General features: G+C 62.1%; 22 protein-coding genes. 5 read left to right on the top strand and 17 right to left on the bottom strand.

Annotated features, from left to right (window positions below; translation table 11 throughout):
- The first annotated feature begins 412 nt into the window (after positions 1-412).
- Entirely contained in the window at positions 413-820 is a 408-nt protein-coding gene (locus ACXPVS_RS06880; RefSeq protein WP_458509242.1) for a hypothetical protein, read from the top strand.
- Here ACXPVS_RS06880 and ACXPVS_RS06875 read toward each other — a convergent pair.
- The gene (locus ACXPVS_RS06875) at positions 768-1,658 is read right to left on the bottom strand and encodes a DMT family transporter (RefSeq protein WP_458509241.1); all 891 of its coding nucleotides are present in this window, start codon (positions 1,656-1,658) and stop codon (positions 768-770) included. The genes ACXPVS_RS06880 and ACXPVS_RS06875 overlap by 53 nt on opposite strands.
- A gap of 83 nt (positions 1,659-1,741) precedes the next feature.
- On the opposite strand from ACXPVS_RS06875, the gene ACXPVS_RS06870 reads away from it, so the two are divergent.
- The gene (locus tag ACXPVS_RS06870) at positions 1,742-3,073 is read left to right on the top strand and encodes an aminotransferase-like domain-containing protein (protein ID WP_458509240.1); all 1,332 of its coding nucleotides are present in this window, start codon (positions 1,742-1,744) and stop codon (positions 3,071-3,073) included.
- A gap of 147 nt (positions 3,074-3,220) precedes the next feature.
- Here ACXPVS_RS06870 and ACXPVS_RS06865 read toward each other — a convergent pair whose 3' ends face one another.
- On the bottom strand, positions 3,221-4,006 hold the full coding sequence (locus tag ACXPVS_RS06865; RefSeq protein WP_458509306.1) for an alpha/beta hydrolase: 786 nt from the start codon (positions 4,004-4,006) through the stop codon (positions 3,221-3,223).
- Positions 4,007-4,139: 133 nt separating this feature from the next.
- Here ACXPVS_RS06865 and ACXPVS_RS06860 point away from each other — a divergent pair, with 133 nt between their 5' ends.
- Complete coding sequence (locus tag ACXPVS_RS06860; protein WP_458509305.1) at positions 4,140-4,958, top strand: aldo/keto reductase; 819 nt, start codon at positions 4,140-4,142, stop codon at positions 4,956-4,958.
- 16 nt (positions 4,959-4,974) lie between these two features.
- Here the strand turns inward: ACXPVS_RS06860 and ACXPVS_RS06855 are convergent, their stop codons facing one another.
- A complete protein-coding gene (locus tag ACXPVS_RS06855) occupies positions 4,975-6,366 on the bottom strand; it encodes an aldehyde dehydrogenase family protein (protein WP_458509239.1) in 1,392 nt (463 codons plus the stop codon).
- 100 nt (positions 6,367-6,466) lie between these two features.
- Between ACXPVS_RS06855 and ptrR the strand changes: the two genes are divergently transcribed.
- Together ptrR and ACXPVS_RS06845 are read left to right on the top strand one after the other, a co-directional pair.
- Positions 6,467-7,351 carry a putrescine utilization regulator PtrR gene (gene ptrR / locus ACXPVS_RS06850; protein ID WP_458509238.1) on the top strand — a complete coding sequence of 295 codons (885 nt, stop codon included), beginning with the start codon at positions 6,467-6,469 and terminating at the stop codon, positions 7,349-7,351.
- 193 nt (positions 7,352-7,544) lie between these two features.
- Complete coding sequence (locus tag ACXPVS_RS06845; RefSeq protein ID WP_458509304.1) at positions 7,545-8,552, top strand: Ldh family oxidoreductase; 1,008 nt, start codon at positions 7,545-7,547, stop codon at positions 8,550-8,552.
- 33 nt (positions 8,553-8,585) lie between these two features.
- Here the strand turns inward: ACXPVS_RS06845 and ACXPVS_RS06840 are convergent, their stop codons facing one another.
- From ACXPVS_RS06840 to ACXPVS_RS06775, 14 genes are all read right to left on the bottom strand, one after another.
- Positions 8,586-10,166 (bottom strand): aldehyde dehydrogenase (NADP(+)), encoded by a 1,581-nt coding sequence (locus tag ACXPVS_RS06840; RefSeq protein WP_458509237.1) that lies wholly within the window; start codon positions 10,164-10,166, stop codon positions 8,586-8,588.
- A 71-nt stretch (positions 10,167-10,237) separates the two neighbouring features.
- The gene (locus ACXPVS_RS06835) at positions 10,238-11,155 is read right to left on the bottom strand and encodes a dihydrodipicolinate synthase family protein (protein ID WP_007903713.1); all 918 of its coding nucleotides are present in this window, start codon (positions 11,153-11,155) and stop codon (positions 10,238-10,240) included.
- 135 nt (positions 11,156-11,290) lie between these two features.
- Positions 11,291-12,319, bottom strand: coding sequence for a trans-3-hydroxy-L-proline dehydratase (locus ACXPVS_RS06830; protein WP_458509236.1), 1,029 nt, complete (start codon positions 12,317-12,319; stop codon positions 11,291-11,293).
- A gap of 9 nt (positions 12,320-12,328) precedes the next feature.
- Positions 12,329-13,051 carry an amino acid ABC transporter ATP-binding protein gene (locus ACXPVS_RS06825; protein ID WP_458509235.1) on the bottom strand — a complete coding sequence of 241 codons (723 nt, stop codon included), beginning with the start codon at positions 13,049-13,051 and terminating at the stop codon, positions 12,329-12,331.
- Complete coding sequence (locus ACXPVS_RS06820) at positions 13,044-13,694, bottom strand: amino acid ABC transporter permease (RefSeq protein WP_008157201.1); 651 nt, start codon at positions 13,692-13,694, stop codon at positions 13,044-13,046. The genes ACXPVS_RS06825 and ACXPVS_RS06820 overlap by 8 nt, the downstream gene beginning before the upstream one ends.
- A gap of 10 nt (positions 13,695-13,704) precedes the next feature.
- A complete protein-coding gene (locus tag ACXPVS_RS06815; RefSeq protein ID WP_458509234.1) occupies positions 13,705-14,370 on the bottom strand; it encodes an amino acid ABC transporter permease in 666 nt (221 codons plus the stop codon).
- Positions 14,363-16,141 carry a cis-3-hydroxy-L-proline dehydratase gene (gene lhpI, locus ACXPVS_RS06810; protein WP_458509233.1) on the bottom strand — a complete coding sequence of 593 codons (1,779 nt, stop codon included), beginning with the start codon at positions 16,139-16,141 and terminating at the stop codon, positions 14,363-14,365. The genes ACXPVS_RS06815 and lhpI overlap by 8 nt, the downstream gene beginning before the upstream one ends.
- A 10-nt stretch (positions 16,142-16,151) precedes the next feature.
- Positions 16,152-16,970 carry an ABC transporter substrate-binding protein gene (locus ACXPVS_RS06805; protein WP_095132633.1) on the bottom strand — a complete coding sequence of 273 codons (819 nt, stop codon included), beginning with the start codon at positions 16,968-16,970 and terminating at the stop codon, positions 16,152-16,154.
- A 250-nt stretch (positions 16,971-17,220) separates the two neighbouring features.
- The gene (locus tag ACXPVS_RS06800; protein ID WP_458509303.1) at positions 17,221-17,970 is read right to left on the bottom strand and encodes a helix-turn-helix domain-containing protein; all 750 of its coding nucleotides are present in this window, start codon (positions 17,968-17,970) and stop codon (positions 17,221-17,223) included.
- 74 nt (positions 17,971-18,044) lie between these two features.
- Entirely contained in the window at positions 18,045-19,301 is a 1,257-nt protein-coding gene (locus ACXPVS_RS06795; protein WP_458509232.1) for an FAD-dependent oxidoreductase, read from the bottom strand.
- Positions 19,298-19,534, bottom strand: a complete 237-nt coding sequence (locus ACXPVS_RS06790) for a (2Fe-2S)-binding protein (RefSeq protein WP_458509231.1) — start codon at positions 19,532-19,534, stop codon at positions 19,298-19,300. The genes ACXPVS_RS06795 and ACXPVS_RS06790 overlap by 4 nt, the downstream gene beginning before the upstream one ends.
- Entirely contained in the window at positions 19,527-20,642 is a 1,116-nt protein-coding gene (locus ACXPVS_RS06785) for an NAD(P)/FAD-dependent oxidoreductase (RefSeq protein ID WP_458509230.1), read from the bottom strand. The genes ACXPVS_RS06790 and ACXPVS_RS06785 overlap by 8 nt, the downstream gene beginning before the upstream one ends.
- Positions 20,639-21,571 (bottom strand): 4-hydroxyproline epimerase, encoded by a 933-nt coding sequence (locus tag ACXPVS_RS06780; protein WP_458509229.1) that lies wholly within the window; start codon positions 21,569-21,571, stop codon positions 20,639-20,641. The genes ACXPVS_RS06785 and ACXPVS_RS06780 overlap by 4 nt, the downstream gene beginning before the upstream one ends.
- Positions 21,572-21,684: 113 nt before the next feature.
- On the bottom strand, positions 21,685-22,356 hold the full coding sequence (locus tag ACXPVS_RS06775; protein ID WP_458509228.1) for a GntR family transcriptional regulator: 672 nt from the start codon (positions 22,354-22,356) through the stop codon (positions 21,685-21,687).
- Positions 22,357-22,361 lie beyond the last annotated feature (5 nt).

Raw genomic sequence — 22,361 nt, 5'->3', positions numbered from 1 at the left:
GCCTGTGAAAACGTAGCTTCCTCAAGAATCTATCAAGGGTGAAAAGCAATTGATGTAGGAAACGTCCTAAAGATCGCCTGGGTTTTTCTTGGAAAATGACGGGAGTAGTCAAAGAGATGCGGAGTATCTATCCCTTCACAGTTGTACGGGGCTATTGGTTCGACATCAACGCGAAGCAACTGACTGCTCACTGTTGATTTTTCTTCCGCGGCGAAAGTGGACAGGAAGGTTTGGCGCATGGATGAACAGCTCTGAGCGGGCAAGTGGGATGCACGGCTCGGCTATGACTGGCGCTTCAACACAAGGTTCACGGACGAAATAGACGTATTTGCGCTGGACGCAGTGCGACTGCCAAAGAGGATAAGGAGGTGTCGTATGATGGCTTCTTTTTAGCCGTCACAAGGACCCACCCATGCTGTTAAGCAAACGCGATCAGGCGCACATCGACCATCGCCTGGTGGTCACCCTGACCGAGGCGTGTGAGACGGCCAAAGCGGAAATTTTCGGGTTCTGCTGGCTGACCCACGAGATCGATTACGACCTGTTTCCCTCCAGCCTGCGGGTCATCTGGGTCTTCGATACGCAGGCCAATAAGGATCAGGCACTGGTCAGTGGGCAGGGCGAGCGCATGGTCGAATTGACCGCCAATGCGTTACGCGAAGCGGACGTTTCCGTCAGCCCGGTATCGGCCCATGTGCAGTTCGATTCTGAAGAAGAATGCCAGCGCGCCAATGGCGGAAACTGGCAACAACGCTTGTCGCGCCCGGTCACTTCGAAAACTTCCTCGCCCCGGCCACGCAAAGGATCACCGCGACGGTAACCCCCAGCATGCCGATGCTGACATGCTCGTGAAGCAGCGTGGCCGCCAGCGCCAATCCAAAAAACGGCTGCAGCAGTTGCAGCTGACCGACGGCGGCGATCCCCCCTTGGGCCAGCCCGCGGTACCAGAAAACGAAACCGATCAGCATGCTGAAGACCGATACGTAAGCCAGGCTGAACCACGCCGATGGGGTGATTCCCGAGAACGAAGCCGGGGCCATTAACCAGGTCAGCGGGACCATGACGGGCAGCGACAGCAGCAACGCCCAAGAGATGACCTGCCAGCCTCCCAAGGTTCTTGAAAGTTTTGCGCCTTCGGCATAACCCAGCCCGCAGGCGAGGATGGCCAGCAGCATGAGAATGTCGCCGGTCGGCGAAGCGGTCAGGCCTTGCGAGACCGCAAACCCCACGACCAACGTGCTGCCCAGCACTGAGAAGCACCAGAACACCGGCCGGGGCCGTTCCCCGCCGCGCAACACGCCGAACACCGCTGTGGCAAGCGGCAACAGGCCAACGAAGACGATGGAATGCGCCGACGTCACGTACTGAAGCGCCAGCGCCGTCAATAGCGGAAACCCCACTACAACGCCCATTGCCACAATCGCCAAGGGCATAAGCTGACGCTTGGCGGGACGCTGTTCTTTAAACAGCAAAAGCATGCAAAGCGCCAGGAGCCCGGCAATCGTCGCTCGGGCAACGGTCAGGAAAACCGGGTCGAATTCCAGCACGGCCAACCGCGTGGCCGGCAGCGAGCCGCTGAAAATCAGCACGCCGATAAATCCGTTGAGCCATCCGCTCGCGGTCTTGTCCGTCATTGGGTTTTGCAGGGTCCGTTCCATTTGAGGGCACTCTCAATTTGCAGAGATCCATCGTATGATCGACGATCACTACAATCAAAAAATTGTCATGGATACATCTTGATATGCCTCGTTCACGGTACAAGTCATTAGTGGATGCTTTGGCGGCTGATATCCGGTCAGGGCGATTGTTGCCGGGCGCGCGCTTGCCGACGCATCGCCAACTGGCGGCAACAGAAGGGCTGGCTTTGGTGACCGCCTCTCGGGTCTATGCAGAGCTCGAAGCCATGGGCCTGGTCAGTGGGGAAACGGGGCGAGGTACGTTCGTACGAGAGACGTCGTTGCCGCCGGGCTTGGGTATCGACCAGAAAAACGTTGCCGTTGGAATGACCGACCTCAACTTCAACTATCCCTCGCTGCCAGGGCAGGCAGAACGCTTGCGAAATGCGCTGCGCCAACTCGCCTCGGGCGGAGATCTGGAATCCCTGTTGCGCTACCAGCCACACGCCGGGCGTCTGCATGAACGCGCCTCGGTGGCGCGCCATTTGCTCGCCCGAGGGCTGACGGTGGATGCCGAGCAAGTGTTAATGGTCAGTGGTGCACAGCATGGGCTGGCCGTAACAATGATGGCGCTGCTGCAACCCGGTGATGTGATTGCAGCGGATGCGCTGACCTATTCGGGATTCATCGTGCTGGCCGAAGCCTTGCACCTTGAAATCGTGCCCATTCCCGTGACCGATCAGGGGCCTGATCTGGAGGCGCTGGACCGCCTGTGTCTTCGTCGCCGCGTGCGGGCGGTGTACACGATGCCGACGCTGCACAATCCGCTGGGATGGGTGATGAGTGGCGATCAGCGCGAGTCGCTGGTGACGATCGCGCGCAGGCATGACCTGCTCATCATCGAGGACGCCGCCTATGCGTTCCTTGCCGAGAACCCGCCGGCACCGATAGCGCAACTCGCCCCCGAGCGGACCGTTTATGTTTCAGGGCTCTCCAAGAGTGTGGCCACCGGACTGCGCGTAGGTTTCGTCGCAGCCCCGGCCAAAAAAGTGCCGGCGCTGGAGCGAACGATCAGGGCGACCACCTGGAATACCCCGGGCGTGTTGACGGCGATCGCGAGCGCGTGGCTCGACGATGGCACCGTCATGCAACTGGAAGCTGAAAAACGCCGGGATGCGCAGGCCAGGCAAACCATGGCCGCAGACGTGCTGGCGGGCCTTCCGTGCATTCGCCACCCGTCGTCCTATTTTCTTTGGCTGCCGTTGTCTGAAGATGCGAGGGCAGACCAGATCGCCGCGGCGCTGCTGCGTGAAAAAGTGGCGGTTTCAACCGCTGAGCCTTTTGCCACTTCTGTTCATGTACCGCATGCGATTCGCTTGGCGCTGGGGTCGGCAGAGTTGGGTGCACTGCGTGAGGCGCTTGAAAAAGTTAAGTGGGTGATTGGTGCTTATTCATAGTCCGAAGATGCCCACCGCCGTCTATATTGAAAGGTCCAGTCCGCTGCAGGTTACGCAAGCGCCCTGGCGAATCCATCAAGCATGAGTGTGTGAAACTGTCCGGGATTGTCTACCCTTTTGTGACGTCGGGATCGTTAAGGGTGCCACTTACAAACCATCGCCCAACACGTTGAGGTACTCGGGACTCTCGGATATCGAGTTGTGCCCCGTACCCGGTATGACCTTCAGCGACGCCACGCCGTTGGCGAAATGCATGAAGAGCCGCTCGGTGCTGGAACGCGGTATCACTTCGTCGTGTTCAGCCGCGATCAGGAGCGTTGGCACCGTGATGTGGGCGGCGTACTTCCAGGATTCAAAGGTGTCCTTGAGCAACCACTTCACCGGGAAGATGGGGAACTGCCGGACGGCGAGTTCTACAACACTGTTGTAGGGCGTGATCAGCACCAGACGCGCGGCCGGGCGTTGGCTGGCGAGGCGCACGGCGACGCCCGACCCCAGGCTGCGACCGACCACCGTAATGTGTGGATGGGTGGCGTAGACCCGGTCAAACAAGGTTATGGCGTCGCGCGAGATCATCTCCTCGGAGGGTGATCCGGAACTGCCGCCGTAGCCTCGGTAGTGCAGCAAGTAGAGGGCATGATCGGCAAAGGCTGCGGAAAACGAAGGTAGGCTTCGGGAGACGTCCTCGGCATTTCCACCGAAATAGATCAATGCTTTGGCCCCCTCGTGCGGCCTGACGGAGACCAGCACCTGAGCGTCGTCGACCGACAGTGTGAGCAGCGTTGCCGAGGTGTCGACAGCGCGGGGTTGCGGGAAGTAGATGAGGGCGCGCTGGAAGATGAACAGCGCAGCGCAGAGTGCCAGATACAAAACGGCAATGACGACGAGGGACACCAGAGTTCGTGACATTCGGCTAACTTTAGTGGGCGGCATTGGCAGCATTGGCGGCTCTGGCCGGAAGACGGCTATCGCTTGATCGCTGTCAGAGTGTAGTAGATCGATAGCGGACAATTCCATGAGCCACACTGATGGGCACACGCTGTCGACGCAAACAGGAGGCAATAACATGCTGACCCGGGCCATTCCATCCAGCGCCGAACTCTTACCGATCGTCGGGTTGGGCACGTATCGCGGTTTTGATGTCGAGCCTTCAAGCCCCGCCTACAAACAGCTGCCTGCTGTGCTGCGCGCGTTGTTCGAGAAGGGCGGGAAGGTGATAGACAGTTCGCCGATGTACGGTCGCGCCGAACAGACGACCGGTGAACTGCTGTCGATTCATGAGCCGCGCTCGCCGGCGTTTCTGGCCACCAAGGTGTGGACGCGTGGCCGTGAGGAAGGCATCGCGCAGATGGAACAGTCCTTCAAACTGCTGCAGACCGATCGGATCGACCTGATGCAGATTCACAACCTGCTGGACTGGAAAACCCATTTGTCGACCTTGCGCAAATGGAAGGAAGAAGGGCGCATTCGTTACATCGGTATCACCCATTACACGGCGTCGGCGTATGACGAGGTGGAAGCAGTACTCAAGGCTGAACCGTTGGATTTTTTGCAGATCAACTATGCCCTGGACGATCGCGGCGTCGAGAAACGCATCCTGCCGCTGTGTCGCGAGCGGGGCGTAGCGGTGATCTGCAATCGGCCCTTCGGCGGCGGCGATTTGCTCGCCCGCTTGAAGGGCAAGCCGCTACCGGGTTGGGCCGCGCAAGTGGGGGTCAACAGCTGGCCGCAACTGGCGCTCAAATTCCTGCTGACGCATTCGGCGGTGACTTGCGTGATCCCCGGTACCGGCAACCCGCGTTACGTGGCAGAAAATGCCGGTGCAGGTTTCGGTCCGATGCTGACGGGGGCGCAGCGTGAGCAGTTGATTGACGTGGTGGGATAGGGGCATCGTTATGCAATCAATGCCGGTCCAGCCACACCGTCTGGGCATTGCAGAACTCACGCACACCAAAATGCGAGAGCTCACGGCCAAAGCCACTTTTCTTCACGCCGCCGAAGGTAACCCGTGGGTCGGATGCGCAATAGCCATTGATAAACACGCCGCCGGTTTCCAGTTCACCGGCCATCTGTTCGGCAAGCTCAATGTTGCGTGTGTAAATGGTTGAGGCGAGGCCGAACTCACTGTCATTCGCCAGTGCCAATGCATGCGCTGCATTGCTCGCCGTGATGATCGAGGCCACCGGGCCAAACAGCTCCTGTTTGAATGAGGTCATCTGGTCGGTGACATCACCGAAAACCGTGGGCTCGTAAAAGTTGCCGGCGCCTTCAGCCTTCTTGCCGCCCATCAACAGCGTCGCGCCTTGTTCCAGGGTGTCGCGCACCTGTTGATCCAGTTCATCGCGCAGATCAAAGCGGGCCATGGGGCCGATGTAGGTGTCGGCGGCCAGTGGATCACCGACCACCAGTTTTTGCGTGGCGTCGACGAACTTGCGCGTGAATGCCTCGACGATGCCTTGCTCGACGATCAAGCGTTTGGCCGCCGCGCAAACTTGCCCGGTGTTCTGGTAGCGTCCAATCACGGCGGCTTTGACCGCTTCGTCGAGATCGGCATCGTTGAGCACGATGAACGGATCGGAGCCGCCCAGTTCCAGTACACATTTCTTCAGCGCCGCGCCGGCTTGAGCGCCGATGGCCATGCCGGCTCGCACGCTGCCGGTGAGGGTCACCGCTGCGATGCGTGAGTCAGCAATGGCTTTGGAGACGCCGTCCGGCGTGACATTGATAACCTCGAAGACACCTTCGGGAAAGTCGGCTTGCTTGAAGGCTTCCCGCAACAGATAAGCGCTGCCCATCACGCTCGGTGCATGTTTTAGCACGTAGGTGTTGCCGGCGATCAGCGCTGGAACGGCGCCGCGCAGGACCTGCCAGATCGGGAAGTTCCACGGCATCACTGCGAGAATCGGGCCCAGCGGGCGGTATTCAATGCGCGCTTTTGCACCTTCAACCTGCGTCGGCTCAGCGCTCAGCATCGCCGGGCCGTGTTCGGCGTACCACTCGCAGAGCTGCGCACACTTTTCAATTTCACCGCGTGCCTGGGTGATCGGCTTACCCATTTCCAGGGTGATCATGTTCGCCATCGCGGCGACGTTGTTGCGCAATGCCTGAGCCAGGGCGATCAACAACGGCGAGCGTTGATCAACCGGTTTGCTGCGCCAGACGCGAAACCCGGCAGCGGCGCGGGCAAGGGCGGCGTCCAGTGCCGAATCGGATTCGAAACGGTAGTGGCCGATCTGCTCGCCGTTGGCGGGGTTGATCGAAATGGCGTGGGTGAGGCTGCAAACGTGGGTCATGGCACCGTCCTGCGAGGTGGGGATGCGCGCAGGTTACGGTGGTGTTTGTTTTCTGGAAACTGAATAATACTGAACGTATCGTTCACGTTTGGAGAATGACATGGATCTGGTTCAACTCGAAATTTTCAAAGCTGTCGCCGAGCACGGCAGCATCAGCGCGGCGGCTCGGCACATCCATCGGGTGCCTTCCAACCTGACGACGCGGATCAAGCAGCTGGAGCTGGATCTGGGCGTGGACCTGTTTATCCGTGAGAAGAGCCGTCTGCGCCTGTCGCCGGCCGGCTGGAGTTTCCTGGACTATGCCCGGCGCATTCTCGACCTGGTCCAGGAGGCTCGCGCGACGGTGGCGGGCGAAGAACCTCAGGGAGCGTTTCCCTTGGGATCACTGGAGAGCACCGCTGCGGTGCGCATCCCTGAGCTGCTGGCCGCGTATAACCACAAGCACGCCAAGGTCGAGTTGGATCTGTCCACCGGCCCGTCGGGGACCATGATCGACGGTGTGTTGTCGGGACGATTAGCGGCAGCGTTTGTCGATGGGTCGGTACTGCACCCGGCACTGGAAGGCGTGCCGGCGTTTGAGGAAGAAATGGTGGTGATCGCACCGCTCAACCATTCCCCCATCCATCGCGCGCGGGATGTTAATGGCGAAAATATCTATGCCTTCCGCTCCAATTGCTCTTACCGCCATCACTTCGAAAGCTGGTTCGCCAAGGACGCAGCAGTGCCCGGAAAAATCTTCGAAATGGAGTCCTATCACGGCATGCTGGCGTGCGTCAGCGCGGGTGCAGGTCTGGCACTGATGCCCCGCAGCATGCTCGACAGCATGCCGGGATGCACCACGGTGAGCGTCTGGCCGCTATCGGAATCGTTCCGGTATTTGCGCACCTGGTTGGTGTGGCGCCGGGGGACGGTGTCGCAAAGTCTGACCATGTTTGTGCGCTTGCTGGAGGAGCGCGGGACGGGACGGGATGAAGCCGCGCGCTAGTTCGCCCGCGAGCATGTGCAGGAAGACTTGCTGGCTCATTCCCCGGATTTCTTCGACTGGATGAGATGGTTGCCGACTGCAGCAGTGCGGTGCCAAGGGGGGTATGCCGAATTCGTCGTCGACCGGGCCTAAAGCGATCAAGCCGTGGTGTGAGGAATGGGCCAGTCTGGGCGGTCTGTCCAAGGAGTTGATGATGAAACGACTGTCCCTGGCCGAAGCTCGCGAGCTGGCCGAATCGATCTTGCTGCACAACGGTTTCAACGGTGCCCACGCTCAGGCGGTGGCCGCCACAGTGATTGCCGGCGAACGCGATGGCTGCGCCTCCCACGGTCTGTACCGGGTATTGGGGTGCGTGAATTCGCTCAGGGCTGGCAAGGTGATGGCCGATGCCGAGCCACGGGTGATCGACCAGGCCCCTTCGATCGTGCGGGTCGATGCGGCGGGTGGCTTCTCCCCGTTGGCGTTTCAGGCGGGTCTGCCAATGCTCGAGGAGAAAGCCCGGGCAAACGGAATGGCGGCCTTGGCGATCAATCGCTGTGTGCATTTTTCCGCTCTGTGGGTCGAAATCGAGCAACTGACTGCTGCCGGGCTGGTCGCGCTGGCGTGTAATCCCAGCCATGCCTGGGTCGCGCCGACGGGGGGCAGCCAACCGGTGTTCGGCACCAATCCCATTGCGTTTGGCTGGCCGCGTTCGGGCAAGGATCCGTTTGTGTTCGACTTCGCCACCAGTGCGATTGCCCGTGGCGATATCGAGTTGCATCGACGTGCCGGCAAAGCGATTCCCGAAGGCTGGGGCGTCGATGCAGACGGGCAGCCGAGTACCGATGCGAACGTGGTACTCGATACCGGCGCGATGCTGACGTTTGGTGGGCACAAGGGCTCGGCGCTCGCCGCCATGGTGGAGTTGATCGCCGGGCCGTTGATTGGTGATCTGACCAGTGCCGAGTCGCTGGCCTATGACGCCGGCAGCAAGTCGTCGCCGTACCACGGCGAGCTGATCATCGCCCTCGATCCGCGACGCTTTCTCGGAGAGGCTACCGAGCAGCACCTGGCCCGTGCCGAGGTCATGTTCCAAAGCATACAAGGGCAGGGCGCGCGCTTGCCGTCGCAACGGCGTTACGAGGCGCGAGCACGCAGTCTGGTGGAAGGCGTGCAGATTCCCGAAGCCTTGTACAACGACTTGAAGTCACTGCTGGATTGAAGGGAGACGGGCGCCAGTGGCGCCCGTCTGGTTTTACAGCGGTTCGCGGTGGCTGTTGCCATCGACCAGACGGGCGACGCCCAACGGATTGGCGTTTTTCAGCGCGTCGGGCAAGAGCGCATCCGGGCAGTTCTGGTAGCACACCGGACGCAGGAAACGCTCGATGGCCAGGCTGCCGACCGAAGTGCCGCGCGCATCTGAGGTGGCCGGGTAGGGACCGCCATGCACCATCGCATCGCAGACTTCGACACCGGTCGGGTAGCCGTTGAACAGTACCCGCCCGACTTTTTGTTCGAGTAGCGGCAGTAGTTCGCCATGGGTTTGCAGGTCCCCGGCATCGGCAATCAGAGTGGCCGTAAGTTGACCGTGCAAACCCTGCAATGCCCGTTGCAGTTCGGCCTTGTCGGCCACTTCCACCAGCACCGTGGAGGGACCGAACACTTCCTCCTGCACTAGCGGGTCGCCGTTGAGCAGCAGGCAGACGTCTGCCTTGAACAGCTGAGGTTGGGCCTGCTTGCCCTGTTGTTCGCGGCCGGCCAGGTGGGTGATGTGCGGATGCGCGCGCAGCGCCTGAACGCCTTTTCCGTAGCTGGCCAGCGTGCCGCTGTTGAGCATGGTTTGCCCCGGCTGGTCGGCCATCACCGCGCTGAGCGATTGAATAAATGCGCTAAACGCAGGGGAGCGAATGCCGATCACCAATCCGGGGTTGGTGCAGAACTGGCCGCTGCCGAGCACCACTGACGCGGCGAGTTCACTGGCGATTTTATCGCCGCGCCGTTGCAGGGCTTCGGGCAACACCAGTACCGGATTGATGCTACTCATTTCGGCGAACACCGGGATCGGTTGAGGCCGTGCGGCAGCCATGTCACAGAGGGCGCGACCGCCCTTGAGCGATCCGGTAAAACCCACCGCCTGGATTGCCGGATGCTTGACCAACGCTTCGCCGACACCCGCACCATAGATCATGTTGAATACGCCCTTGGGCATACCGGTTTGCTCAGCGGCGCGGATGATCGCATCGGCCACTCGCTCGGCCGTCGCCATATGCCCGCTGTGGGCCTTGAACACCACCGGGCAACCGGCGGCCAGGGCGGCAGCGGTGTCGCCACCGGCGGTGGAGAATGCCAACGGGAAATTGCTCGCACCGAACACCGCGACCGGGCCGACGCCGATCCGGTACTGACGCAGGTCCACCCGTGGCAGCGGCTGACGTTCGGGCAGGGCGCGGTCGATGCGCGCGCCATAAAAATCGCCACGGCGCAGGACCTGAGCGAACAGCCGCAGTTGGCCGCTGGTGCGACCGCGCTCACCCTGAATACGCCCGGTCGGCAGCGCCGTCTCGCGCGTGACCAGGGCAACGAACTCATCGTCCAGTGCCTCCAATTGCGTGGCGATGGCCTCGAGAAACTCCGCACGCCGGCTCGCCGGCAAGTGGCGGAAGGCCGGGTAGGCGGCAGCCGCGGCCTGGGCAGCGGCGTCGACTTCCTCAACGGTGGCTTGCATGAACGAGTAGGGCAGTGCTTCACCGGTGTTCGCGTCATGGCTTTGCACGGTGATGTTGCCGGCGGCACTGCGCGTACCGCCGATGTAGTTGTGACCGATGATCTGGGGCATGAATCACTCCTGTCGAGGCGCAAAAAACAGGTAGCCGGGCCGGGTCCGCATGGGCCCCGCCCGGCAAACACTCAGAGACCGACGTCTGGCAGTTCCGGACGGTTGGCCAGGGCCTTGGCCATGATCTGCTCGACGAAAACCCGATCGGCTTCCGGCAGGGCCAAGCGTGGCGGACGGGTCAGGGCGCTGCCGCGACCGGCGATGGCCTCGCACAGCTTGATGCACTGCACCAGGTCGGCACGGGCGTCGAGGTGCAGGATCGGCATCAGCCATTCGTAGATCGGCATGGCTTCTGCGAAGCGACCGGCCTTGGCCAGGCGGAAGATGGTTTCGCCTTCTTTCGGGAACACGTTGGACATGCCCGAGACCCAGCCTTCGGCTCCCACAGCGATACTTTCCAGCACCACGTCATCGAGGCCGGCGAACAGCACAAAACGGTCGCCCACTTCATTGCGCACGTCGATGAAACGACGGGTGTCGCCAGAGGAATCCTTGAAGCACACCACGTTGTCGCAATCGGCCAGGGAAATCAGGATGTCCGGGGTAACGTCGTTTTTGTAGATCGGCGGGTTGTTGTAGACCATCAGCGGGACATCGGCATTCTTGGCGACGTAGCGGTAGTGCTCGGCGGTTTCGAACGGCTTGGAGCCGTAGACCAGCGCAGGCATCAGCATGACCCCGTCAACGCCGACGCGGCGCACGGCATTGGCCACCTTGGCCGCTTGCACGCTGGTGAATTCGGCCACACCGCAGATTACCGGCACCCGACCGCGGGAAGCGTCGACTGCGACTTCAGTCACGGCGATTTTTTCTTCGGCGGTCAGCGAGGTGTTTTCTCCCACGGAACCGCAGACCACCAGGCCCGACACGCCGTCACGGATCACGTTGGAAATCACCTGGTGGGTTTTTTCCAGGTTGATGGAGAAGTCGTCGTTGAATTGAGTGGTCACCGCGGGGAAGACGCCACTCCAGTTAATGCGCTTGCTCATTGTTGCCTCCGGTTCGTTAATTGTATTTCGTATACGATATTGCAAGTAGAAAGACTCGGCCAGTGCTTTTTTCAGTCACGAGGGCTTTTTGCTAGCCGTTGGTCAGAGATATGAGTGAGGGTTTGTAGGCGGTGCTCAGGCCCCAGGCCAGGTGTCGGACAGTCGATAGCCTTGTGGCCACGGGTCGCTCGGATCGAGCAGCAATTGGTGGGTGCCGGTGATCCAGGCCCGGCCGCAAATGCACGGGTAAATTGCCGGGCGTCCGGCGACTTCCGTCAGCGAATCGATGCGGCAGTGGAACTCGGAACCGATGATCGAACGACCGATAAAACGTTCGCCGACCTGCATCAGGCCCTTGGCCTGCAGCACCGCCATGCGCGCCGAGCAACCGGTGCCGGTTGGCGAACGGTCGATCTTGCCGGGTTGAATCACCACCGCATTGGCGCCGGTAGCGATGCCATTTTCATAGACGAGGGGAGCGGCGATCTGGCAGAAGGAAATGTGCGACCACTCGGGGTTCAGCGGATGGACGAAGCCCAGTTGTTCATTAGCGGCGCGGGTGATTTTCAGCCCGACCTCGACCAGTTCAGCGGCCTCATCAGGGCGAATGGAAAAGCCCAGGCGCTTGGCGTCGGCGATCACAAAACTGTCGCCACCGTACGCGGTGTCGACCTGTAATGAGCCGATGCCTTCGACTTCGATCCAGGCGTCGAGGCGGTCAGCGAAGGAGGGCACATTCTTGATTTCCACCCGTTCGACCTTGCCGTCACGGCAGTCGGCCACCGCTTCGATCAGCCCGCCCGGGGCTTCGAGTACCAGCCGGGTTTGCGGTTCGGTCATTGGCAGGATGCCGCTGTCGAGCAACACGGTGACCACGCACAGCGAGTTGGACCCGGACATCGGTGGTGTGTCGGCGGGCTCCATGATGATCCAGGCCATTTGCGCCCGAGGATCCTTGGCCGGCACCAGCAGGTTGACGTGGCGGAACACACCGCCGCGCGGCTCGTTAAGGACGAAGTTGCGCAGGGTCTGATCTTTGGCAATCCAGCGCGACTGTTCCCACACGGTGGCCCCGGGCGGTGGCGCGACGCCGCCGACGATCACGTCGCCGACTTCGCCTTCGGCGTGGCAGCTGACCACGTGAATCACTTTCGATGAACGCATTGTCTGCTCCTATTTGACTGACTTGAGGAACGCCGCGGTTTCCGCATGGACCGGGTTGCCGATGACTTGGTCCGGCGAGCCGATCTCATGCACCAGGCCATTGCGAAAGAACGCCACGCGGTCGGACACATCGCGGGCGAAGCGGATTTCGTGGGTGACCAGGACCATGGTCATGCCGTCTTCGGCGAGCATGCGCATGGTGTCCAGCACCTCGCCCACCAGTTGCGGGTCGAGGGCCGAAGTGGCTTCGTCGAACAGCATGTAATCCGGCGACATGGCCAGGGCGCGGGCGATGGCCATGCGTTGTTGCTGGCCGCCGGAGAGCTTGCCGGGAAAGGCTTTGAGCTTGTCGCCCAAGCCGACGTGGGTCAGTTGTTTCACCGCCAGTTCCTCGGCGTCGCACTTGCTCTTGCCCAGCACCTTGCGTGGCGCCAGCATCACGTTTTCCAGCACGGTCAGGTGCGGGAACGCGTTCCATTGCTGGAAGACGATGCCGATCTTTTGCCGCAGGCGATTGAGGTCCGTGGCGCTGTGGTGGACCTCGACACCGTCGACGCGGATGTTGCCTTTCTGGATCGGCTCCAGGCCGTTGATGCACATCAGCAGGGTCGATTTGCCCGAGCCGGAGCCGCCGATGATCGACACCACCTCGCCCTTGTTCACCGTCAGGTTGACGCCCTTGACCACTTCGAGGTTGCCGAAGGATTTGTGCACGTTGTCGATCTCAATCATTTTCTTGCCACCTTCTTTCCAGACGAGCGCCCAGGCGAGCGACCACCAGGCTCATGACGTAGTAGATGAGGCCCGCGATGCACAGCACCAGCAGCGGTTCCTGAATGCGGGTCACGATGGTTTGCGAGGCGCGCAGCAGTTCGACGATGCCGATCCACATCACCAGCGCGGTGTCTTTCATCACGCTAAGAACCAGGTTCAGCCAGCCGGGAAAGGCCACTCGCGTGGCCATCGGCAGGACGATCCAGCGCAGGTCCTGCAGGAAACTCAGGCCCAGCGAGCGACTGGCGCGGCGCACGGTGAAGGGCACCGAAAGCACGCCGCTGCGCACGATCTCGGTGAAGTACGCGGCGGCGTAGACCCCAAGCACGATGCAACCAACGCTGAAGGCGCTGATGTTCAAGCCGACGATGCTTTTCAGCGAGTTGAACAACACAAACTGGATCAGCAACGGCACGCTGCGAAACACGTCCAGCACCCAGGCCAGCGGCAGGCTGGCGCGCGGCAGCAGCGCCCGCAGCAAGCCGAACAGCAGCCCAGCGAAGGAGCCAAGGATGATCGACCAGAACGTGAGTTTCAGAGTGACCCAGGCGCCATCAAGCAAGAACAGCAGGTCATTCCAGGAAAAACTGGTGGTCAACATGGTCACCTCCTCAGTAACGGAACAGTCGCCAGGCCATCAGCCGGGCAACGCCGACGATCGCCTTGGCAATCAGGTAATACAGCACCGCGGCGATGGCGAAATATTCGAAGGTGCGAAACGTCTTGACGTTGTAATCCTGGGTCACGCCGGTGAGGTCATTGTTCAGCCCAACGATCACCCCCAGCGACGTCATCAGCACCGCCCAGACCATCTGATTGCTCAACGGGTAGAACACGATCCGCAGCAACTGCGGGACGATGATCATCCGGTAAGCCTCAAAGGCACTCATGCCCAGCGAGCGCGCGGCGCGCACTTGCGTGCCGGGCACAGCCTTGAGGCCACCGCGAAAGTTTTCCGCCAGGTAACCTGCGTTGTTGAAGGTGATCCCGGCCAGCAGTGCGAACCATGAGCTGACATGCAAATCGAGCGAGCCGAGGCCGAAGTAGAGGACGTAGATCTGGAACAGCGACGGGGTGTTGCGGGCGATCGACACCCAGCCGTTACCGATGCCGCGCAACAACGGTTGTTTGGCTTCGCGCATCACCGTCAGGGCCAAGGCGATCAGCACGCCGAAGATCATCGACAGCGCAGCAGTCTCGAAGGTGACCCAGGCGCCGGCAAGCATGTCCGGCAGGGCGCGCAGGGTCACCCGCCATTGGAAGGTGTAATCAAACATGCGCGAGACTCTCCAGTGAGGCGGCCGATTGCAGCCAGGCCGGCAAACGACCGCTGGCCGTGGCGCTGCAGGCGGCGTCGACACATTCGGCGAGGTTGGCGAAGTGCACCTTGCGGCCCACCAGACCGGGTGCGTAATGGGCGTACTTGCCCGAGTTAGTCATCAAGGTCTTGGCGGCCAGCGGGATCACCGGCTCGCCGAGCATGCACCAGCAGGTATCAGTGACCAGGGTCGCGCCGAAGGCTTCGATTACGGCGATATGCCCAGCCTCGCGAGCCTGCTCCAGCACCGCACGACCGCAGGTGATGGCGAGCACCACCTCGGGGTGTTTGTGCCGACCCCGGCACAGCCGCGCCAGCTGTGCGAATTCGCTGAGAGAGAAATGCGGATTGCCCAGCGACACCACATCCACCCGACTGTCGCGGGCACTGTTGAGTTCGCGCCAACTGAGCAGCAAATCCTTCAGGTGGATTTTTTCCACCGGCACAGGGGCATCCGCCTCCAGCACCTGCGTCGGGTCGAGTGCTTCCGGGGTCACCCCGGCGATATGAAACAGCGGCGCGGCAGAGGTGGTGGCGAAAGCGGCACCGAAGGCTTTCAAATCGTCCAGGCTCGGCTTGCTCTGTTCCAGCCCCAACACCAGCGGAATCCGGCTGCCGGCCAGGGCACCGATGTGGTAACCGAGCAGCGGGTAGAAAGCATCGTCCAACTCGAGCAAAACCGGCAATTCGATTTGCAGTCTCGCTTTACGTTGCGCGTCCAGATGGCAGCCGATCAGGGGCGCGCGCCCGGTTAGGGCGATGCAGATATCCAGGTAGTCCGGGTATTTCAGGGTGCGTGCGCCGAGCACGCTATTGGCATAAACCACGGCGTTGGATTCGGCCCAGACGATTTGCTCGCCGGCCTTCGGCGCGCTGTCGAGCAGGTAGGGCGCGCAGGTAAAACTGAGCTGCGCGCCCATCGCCATGTACGCATCGCCCAAAGCACTGGCCGGCACGCCCAGTGCCGGATCGATGCCCAACTCGCGCCAACGGCGCTGGTCGACGGAAATCGAATTGAGGGTGGTTGGCACCCGTACGTTTGCTCCCCACTGCACCAGTTGTTCGGCGAAGCGCAGGCTCGCAGGCCCGGTATAAATGCAGCCGTCGATGTGTGCCTGGGTGACGTCCACCAGATGGCGGGCGCCTTGCAGTTCAGCCATGCGCAGGACGATCTGCATGGCCACCTGGGCGGCCTTGCCGTGCTCGCCGTCGAGCAGCGCCTGATCGAGTTCGGTGAGTTCGATCGAGATGCTTTTTTCTGCTGTCGGCAACGGACTGTCGAGTGCCTGCCAGGCATCGCCCGGCAGGTGTTCGAACAGGGTCACGGTTGATGCTTCGATCCGAGCAAAAGCCTTGCCGCGCAAGGCGGCGAAGGCCTCCCGGCCGATGCACAGCACCGGCAGGGAACGCGCGAAAATGGTCTGCGCCACGAGCACGCCCAGGGTCAGGATCTCATCGGGTTCGGCCAGCACCAGTGCGGCCGGCGCATGACCGTTGCTGATCAGTTCCATCAGCACACTGCTACCGGTGCACGAGCCGCGTCCGCTGGGAATGGCCAGCACCCGGCCGGCCAGGTAGTCGCCGCTCAGCGGGTGGTGACGGTCGATGACCTCGCCGCTGTACGGGTCGACCCCGCCCCAGAAACTCAACCCGACATCGGCAAACAGCAGGGCGCCTTGTGCGGCGCCGGCGACCAGGCTGCGACCGGTCAGAGTGGTTGGCCTAGGCATGCCGGACACCTCAGTAATAGACCTTAGGCACGGTCAGGTCGGTGGGTGAAATCTCGGTGCCGACCCATTTGGTGAACAGCTCGTTGTATCGGCCGCTGCGCACCTGCTGATTGACGAACAGGTTGAGGTAGTTGAGCAGGCCATACTCGTTACGCTTGGCGCCAAGGGACACATAGTCGATGGTGTACGGCGCGTTGCCGGCGATTTTCAGGTTCTTGTATTTGCCCGACTTGATCGTGGCGGCGGCCACAGTGTTGGTGACCACGGTAGCGTCGATGTGACCTTGGGCGACCGCCAGCAGCGTGTCGTTCTGCGACTGATAAGCGCGGAAGGTGCCGGTGCCCCAGCTCTTCACATCTTTTTCCAGGGCAATGGCTTCATAGGTACCGCTGGTGTTGCCCAGGGCTTTGCCCTTGATATCGGCGAAGCTGTTGATGCCGGTGTTGTCGCGGGTCAGCACCACCATCTGGAAGGCGAAGTACGGCACGGTGAGGCCGACGGTCTTGGCCCGTTCGAGGGTATCGGACGTGGAGGCAACGATCACGTCCGCTCGCCCGGAGACCAGCGCCGGAATTCGATCGGGGAAGGGCGTTTCAACCACTTCGGCGTCGACCCCGAGGATCTTCGCCAGATCGCGGCAGTAGTCCACGTCGAAACCGGCCGGGTTGTTGCCTTCATCGCGAAAACCCATGGGCGGGAAGTCCAGGGTGACGGCGCAACGCAGTTTACCCGAACCAATAATGTCATCGAGCTTGTCGGCCTGGGCGGTGGCGATGAAAGACGTACTGAGAACAGCGCTGAGGGCTACGGCAAATGCGGGGTTTTTCATAGAGGCCTCGTTGTCGGAAAGTGCTGTTGAATATCGTATTGTGAATTTCGTATACGATATGTGATTTGCAATGAGCGTGCCTGTTTCCGAACGGAGGCGAGAATTAATCGCCAAGCCTTGAGCTAAAGGTCTTACACGATTGTGGGAATAGGGCGTAGGAGAAGAACGCCTCGCCGGGTCGTATCAGGCGGTGTTACAGAAGGGAGCAATGGGAACGCCGGGCGCCCCTTAAAGGAACACTCGCCGGGGTTCAGCGACGGTTTTCGCGATACTGACTCGGCGCCAGACTGGTCAAGGCACGGAACTGCCGGCTGAAGGCGCTGTGATCGGTGTAACCGCAGCGCAGGGCGATCTCGGTGATGGGCAGGTCGGTGTGCAGCAGCAGTCGAGAGCCTTCTTCCAGGCGCGCCTTGTGAATCATCTGCCGTGGGGTGAGCTGGAACACTCGTTTGCAATGGCGCTCCAGTTGCGCCACAGAAAACCCGGCGATCGCGGTCAGTTCGGCGAGGCTGATCGGCCGGGCGAAATGGCTGCGGATATGCGCGTCCACCGCCGCGAGTTTCTGGAACGCCGGATGGCTGGACTGTGGCGCTTGCAGGTCGCGGGAGATGCCGGCCAGGCCGACGATCTGGCCTTGCAGGTCGCGCAGCGCGAGTTTGTGGGTCAGGCACCAGACCGGTTGGTTGCCGTAATACAGGTGCAGTTCGAGTTGGTCGGCCAGTTCGCGGCCGGTGGACAGCACCCGCCGATCCTGCTCGGTGTACAGCGGGCCGAAGCGCTCGGGAAAGACCCTGTCGGCGGTGCGCCCGAGCAGCTCGTCACTGTGTTTGAAGCCGCAGCGCCGGGCCAGGGTCTGGTTGACGAAGGCGTAGCGAGCCTCGCTGTCCTTGATGAAAAACACCACATCCGACAGGGTGTCGAGCAACGCCGCGATCGGCTGCAGACTGCTCAGCAGGGTGGGCAGGTCGCAGGGTTTGAAGGTAGTGAGCGAGGCGTACATGGCGCTGGGCGTCTGAAGGCAATGCTCGGGATCATAAAGACTCGGCGACGGAGCCGAAAGCCCCGGGCCGGCATTCAGGCCGGCGGGGTGTCGTCCAGGCACAGCAAGGTCTCGATCCGCGCCGGACTGAAGGGTGGTCGTGGTGCCGAAGGTTGCCAGCCGAACAGGTGCTGCAACGCGCCGCCACACACCCGGCCCTGGCAGGCGCCCATGCCGCAGCGGCTGGCCAGTTTGGCGTCGCGCCAGTCAGTGTGCTCGGCAAGCAACCCGTAAGGCACGTCTTCGCAACGGCACACCAGGGTGTCGGGTTGCGCCAGCGACTTGAGTGTCGGATCGAGCGTGAATGCCCTGTTGAGGGCGTTGGCGAAACCCTGCCAGCGCGCACGGCGCGGCCACAATGCTCGGGCCGAATCAAGGTCACCGACGGCGGCGTAGCCAGCGATGGCGCCTTCGACCAGCGCCAGTTCACTGCCACCGAAACCGGTGCATTCACCTGCCGCGTAGTGATCGGCGCGGCGAGTGGTCTGCCAGGCATCGACGGCAATCGCTTGGCCATCGAGTTCGCAGCCCAGGGCTTGGCCGAGTTGGGTGTTGGGTATCAGACCGAAGCCACAGGCCAGGCGATCACATGCCAGTTCGACAATTTCCCCTTGCTGTTGCAGGCGCACACCTTCCAGCCGCTCATTGCCCAAGGCGGCCAGTACATGGGTCCCGGTACGGTAATGGTGGTCGAACAACGTGACCGACTGCATCAGCTTGTTGGGCCAGCGTGGCAGTTGTGCGGTGAAACTGGCGACAGCGGCCGCACGGGCCTGCTCGGCGATGCGCAGTACCCGGGCGCCGTTGTGTTTGGCGGTGGCGGCGCTGGCGAGCAATAACGGTCCGCTGCCTGCAATCACAATGCGTTCGTCCTGCACCGGCAGCCCGCCCTTGATCAATGCCTGGAGGCCGCCAACCCCCGTCACGCCGGGCAGCGTCCAGCCGGGGAAGGGCAGCAGCAATTCGCGGGCGCCGGTACACAGAATCAATTTGTCGTAGTCGATCAGCCAGCCACGATCAGCGTCTTCGACCAGCAGTTGTTTCGGTCCGGCGCAGGCGATCACCCGAGTACCCGAGTGACGGCGGATATTGCGACAGGCTTCCAGTCGCTTGCGCATCTGACGCGCCGAGTTCGGCAGCTTGGCTTGAGGCCCGTCACGCCAGATTTGCCCGCCCGGCAGCGGGTTGTCATCGAGCAGGACGATGCGCGCACCGCTAGGGGCTGCGGCGAGCGCAGCGGCCATGCCGGCGGGACCGGCGCCGATGATCAGCAGGTCGGCGTATTCGCTCATGCTTGAGTCTCCACGTGCATGCCATCACGGCACAGCGTCTGGCACGCCAGGCGCCGTCGACCGTCGATGGTCACCCGGCATTCCTGGCAAATGCCCATACCGCATAGCGGGGCGCGGCGTTGGCCACTGATCGATGTGCGCGTGCAGCCATCGCCGCCCAAGGCCAGGGCTGCGGCGACGCTGGTGCCCTCGGCGACCCGCAGGGCACGTCCGTCCAGCATCAATTCAGGCATAAACGGGCTCTCCGAGAAAACGTTGCGGTAGATACGGTTGTGCGGCCAGTGGCGGCGTTTCGTCGAAAAGTTGCGCGACCAGCAGGTCGGCGGTGCCGGGGGCGGTCGTCACGCCGAGGCCCTCATGACCGACCGCCAGCCATAAGCCTTTGCGTTGCGGGTGCTGACCCACCAGCGGTAAACCGTCGGGGCTGGCAGCGCGAAAACCGGTCCAGGCGCGGATACCATTGAGCTGAGCCAGCCCCGGCATGTAGTCAGTGGCACGCCGGAGCATTTTCGCCAGCATCCAGCCCTCGACTTGCGGGTCGGTGGTGCCGAATTGTCGCGAGGCGCCGATGAACAGTTGCCCGGTCGGCCGAGGCTGGATATTGCACGCCGTCGAGGGACCGCTGGCGTTGTGGGCACTGGTGACGTAACCAAGTTCCACCAGGGTGTGGGTGACTTTGCCAGGGTAGCGGTCGGTGATCAGCAGGTGGCCTTTCTTCGGCTCGATCGGCAGCTCGGGGCACAGCGCGTTGGCCTGGATACCGTTGGCCAGAATCACCGCTTCGGCGCTCAGCCAGTGGCCGTCGTCGAGCCGCACGCGATTACCGTCGACTTCGCTGACCCGCGCGCGGCGTTGGCTGATGTTCGGTGTGTCGAGCATCCAATTGGCGGTCGCCGGGGCGTAAAGAATGCCGTCGCCATTGATCAGCAGACCGCCTTCAAGGCCCTTGCGCAGTTCCGGTTCGCGTTGGTGCAAGGCACTGCGGGAGATCAACTCGCAGGCCACGCCTTGGGCCTGCAAATTCAGGTATTTGCTGTGGGCGACGGCCATTTCTTCGGCATTGGCTGCCAGCCAGAGCGTGCCATTGCAACGGTAGGCGCAACCATCGGGAAGGGCTGGTGCCAGTTCGCGCCAGCGTTGCAAAGAATATTGACTGAGGGCCAGTTCGGCCGGGTTGTCGTCGAGGACCAACAAGTGGCCCATGCCCGCCGCCGTGGCGCCGGGCAGGCCGGCGTCCAGCACCAGCACGCGCAAGCCGCGACTCGCCAGCGCCCGGGCACAAGCGGCGCCGATGATGCCAGCACCAATCACGATTACATCGGCCATCAGGCCCTCGTTCACGGACGAATGCCCCAGGCGAACGGGTCGTCCTGGTCAATGATCAGGCTGGCTTCGGCGCTGATAAAGGCACGGCCGCGAATGGTCGGCACGATGCGCTCGCCCTGAAGTTCGTAGGAGCCCTCGAACTCGCTGCCGATGACACTGGCTTGACGCCAGATCTGTCCCGGCTGCAATTTGTCGTCGGCCGCCAGGCACGCCAATTTGGCACTGGTGCCGGTGCCGCAGGGTGAGCGGTCGTAGGCCTTGCCGGGGCAGAGGACGAAGTTGCGGCTGTCGGCCTGCTCGTCATCGGCGAACAGCTCGACATGGTCGATCAAGCCGCCGTCTTCGCCGCGAATACCCTGAGCCTCCAGTGCCTGCTGCACGGCGAAGGTGTAGGCGGTGAGCGTATCGAGGTTATCGCCCGCCACGCGCAGGCCATGCTCGGCAATCAGGAAAAACCAGTTCCCACCCCAGGCAACATCGCCGGTCACTTGGCCGATACCCGGTACCTGCAGTGACAGCGCTTTGCGGTAACGGTAGGCCGGCACGTTGCGCACGCTCACTGAATGGTCTTCGTGCAGCGTCGCCTGCACCGTGCCCACCGGGGTTTCGATGCTGTGCACCCCCGGGCCGATCTTGCCCAGATGCGCCAGCGAGGCCACCAGGCCGATGGTGCCGTGGCCGCACATGCCGAGGTAACCGCTGTTGTTGAAGAAAATCACGCCGGCACAGGCGCTCGGGTCCACCGGCTCACAAAGCAGGGCGCCGACCAGCACGTCACTGCCCCGTGGTTCGAGCACGCAGGCCGCGCGCCAATGGTCATGCTGTTCGGCCAGCCGCTGTCGACGCTCGGCCATGCTGCCGGTGCCCAGATCAGGAAAGCCGGCGGTCACCAGACGGGTCGGTTCGCCGCCGGTGTGGGAGTCGATCACGGTGATGCGTTTCATAAGTTGGCCACGCCCGTTCAGATGAGTGAACGAAAGAGTGGCCTGTGCGAGGGCATGCCGGCTTGATGGTTTTATCCAGTGCCGATGACGAAATCGGCACAGTGCAGCGAGCGTCAGTGACTATGAGGCAGGTGCTCGAACAGGGTTTTGCAGACGCCAGCAATGTGCTCGTCGAGCAACTTTACCGCCCGGTCGACGTCACCTGCGCGACAGGCCGCAAGGATTTCCCGGTGTTCGTGATCGGCGCGCGCCTTGCCGGCCGACAGGCTCATCTGCATACGCAGGTAGCGCTCCAGCTTGTCGTTGACCGAGCGAATCAGGCCGACCAGAAACGGTCGTTGCGCCGGTTCGTAAAGGCAGGCGTGCAGCTCCCAATTGAGCTCGGCCCAGCGCCCCACGTCATCTTCGCCGATGAACTCCTGGCAGATGCGTTCGGCACGGGCGAAGGTGTCTTCGGTCATGTTCGGAATGGCCAGGCGCAGCACCTTGTCTTCGAGCAGCATGCGCACTTCGAACATCTGCGCCAGTTCTGCATCGGAAACCCGGGTGACCATCGCCCCGCGATTACGCTGAAACATCACCAGGCCTTCGGCCTCCAGGCGCTTGAGGGCTTCGCGCACCGGAATCTTGCTGACGTTGAACTGGCGGGCAATGTCGTCCTGGCGAATCGGCTCGTCCTCGGCGAAATGCCCGGCAACGATGGCGTCACGCAGATGACGGGTGATGATTTCCGACGTCGAAGGCGAATTGCCAAGGTCGGGAGCGTTGAGTTTTGTCAGGGCCACGGTCG

The organism is Pseudomonas sp. Ma2-10 (genome assembly GCF_054330215.1).
Note: the sequence above shows the minus strand (reverse complement) of the source record. Positions and strands in the feature narration are given on the sequence as shown.

Bases quoted from the DNA above. Each gene is read 5' to 3' on its own strand.
- ACXPVS_RS06870 (WP_458509240.1), top strand. From the start codon at position 1,742: ATGCCTCGTTCACGGTACAAGTCATTAGTGGATGCTTTGGCGGCTGAT.
- ACXPVS_RS06880 (WP_458509242.1), top strand. From the start codon at position 413: ATGCTGTTAAGCAAACGCGATCAGGCGCACATCGACCATCGCCTGGTG.
- ACXPVS_RS06815 (WP_458509234.1), bottom strand. From the start codon at position 14,370: ATGTTTGATTACACCTTCCAATGGCGGGTGACCCTGCGCGCCCTGCCG.
- ptrR (WP_458509238.1), top strand. From the start codon at position 6,467: ATGGATCTGGTTCAACTCGAAATTTTCAAAGCTGTCGCCGAGCACGGC.
- ACXPVS_RS06845 (WP_458509304.1), top strand. From the start codon at position 7,545: ATGAAACGACTGTCCCTGGCCGAAGCTCGCGAGCTGGCCGAATCGATC.
- ACXPVS_RS06855 (WP_458509239.1), bottom strand. From the start codon at position 6,366: ATGACCCACGTTTGCAGCCTCACCCACGCCATTTCGATCAACCCCGCC.
- ACXPVS_RS06805 (WP_095132633.1), bottom strand. From the start codon at position 16,970: ATGAAAAACCCCGCATTTGCCGTAGCCCTCAGCGCTGTTCTCAGTACG.
- ACXPVS_RS06860 (WP_458509305.1), top strand. From the start codon at position 4,140: ATGCTGACCCGGGCCATTCCATCCAGCGCCGAACTCTTACCGATCGTC.
- lhpI (WP_458509233.1), bottom strand. From the start codon at position 16,141: ATGCCTAGGCCAACCACTCTGACCGGTCGCAGCCTGGTCGCCGGCGCC.
- ACXPVS_RS06875 (WP_458509241.1), bottom strand. From the start codon at position 1,658: ATGGAACGGACCCTGCAAAACCCAATGACGGACAAGACCGCGAGCGGA.
- ACXPVS_RS06830 (WP_458509236.1), bottom strand. From the start codon at position 12,319: ATGCGTTCATCGAAAGTGATTCACGTGGTCAGCTGCCACGCCGAAGGC.
- ACXPVS_RS06820 (WP_008157201.1), bottom strand. From the start codon at position 13,694: ATGTTGACCACCAGTTTTTCCTGGAATGACCTGCTGTTCTTGCTTGAT.
- ACXPVS_RS06780 (WP_458509229.1), bottom strand. From the start codon at position 21,571: ATGAAACGCATCACCGTGATCGACTCCCACACCGGCGGCGAACCGACC.
- ACXPVS_RS06825 (WP_458509235.1), bottom strand. From the start codon at position 13,051: ATGATTGAGATCGACAACGTGCACAAATCCTTCGGCAACCTCGAAGTG.
- ACXPVS_RS06835 (WP_007903713.1), bottom strand. From the start codon at position 11,155: ATGAGCAAGCGCATTAACTGGAGTGGCGTCTTCCCCGCGGTGACCACT.
- ACXPVS_RS06800 (WP_458509303.1), bottom strand. From the start codon at position 17,970: ATGTACGCCTCGCTCACTACCTTCAAACCCTGCGACCTGCCCACCCTG.
- ACXPVS_RS06865 (WP_458509306.1), bottom strand. From the start codon at position 4,006: ATGCCGCCCACTAAAGTTAGCCGAATGTCACGAACTCTGGTGTCCCTC.
- ACXPVS_RS06840 (WP_458509237.1), bottom strand. From the start codon at position 10,166: ATGCCCCAGATCATCGGTCACAACTACATCGGCGGTACGCGCAGTGCC.
- ACXPVS_RS06795 (WP_458509232.1), bottom strand. From the start codon at position 19,301: ATGAGCGAATACGCCGACCTGCTGATCATCGGCGCCGGTCCCGCCGGC.
- ACXPVS_RS06790 (WP_458509231.1), bottom strand. From the start codon at position 19,534: ATGCCTGAATTGATGCTGGACGGACGTGCCCTGCGGGTCGCCGAGGGC.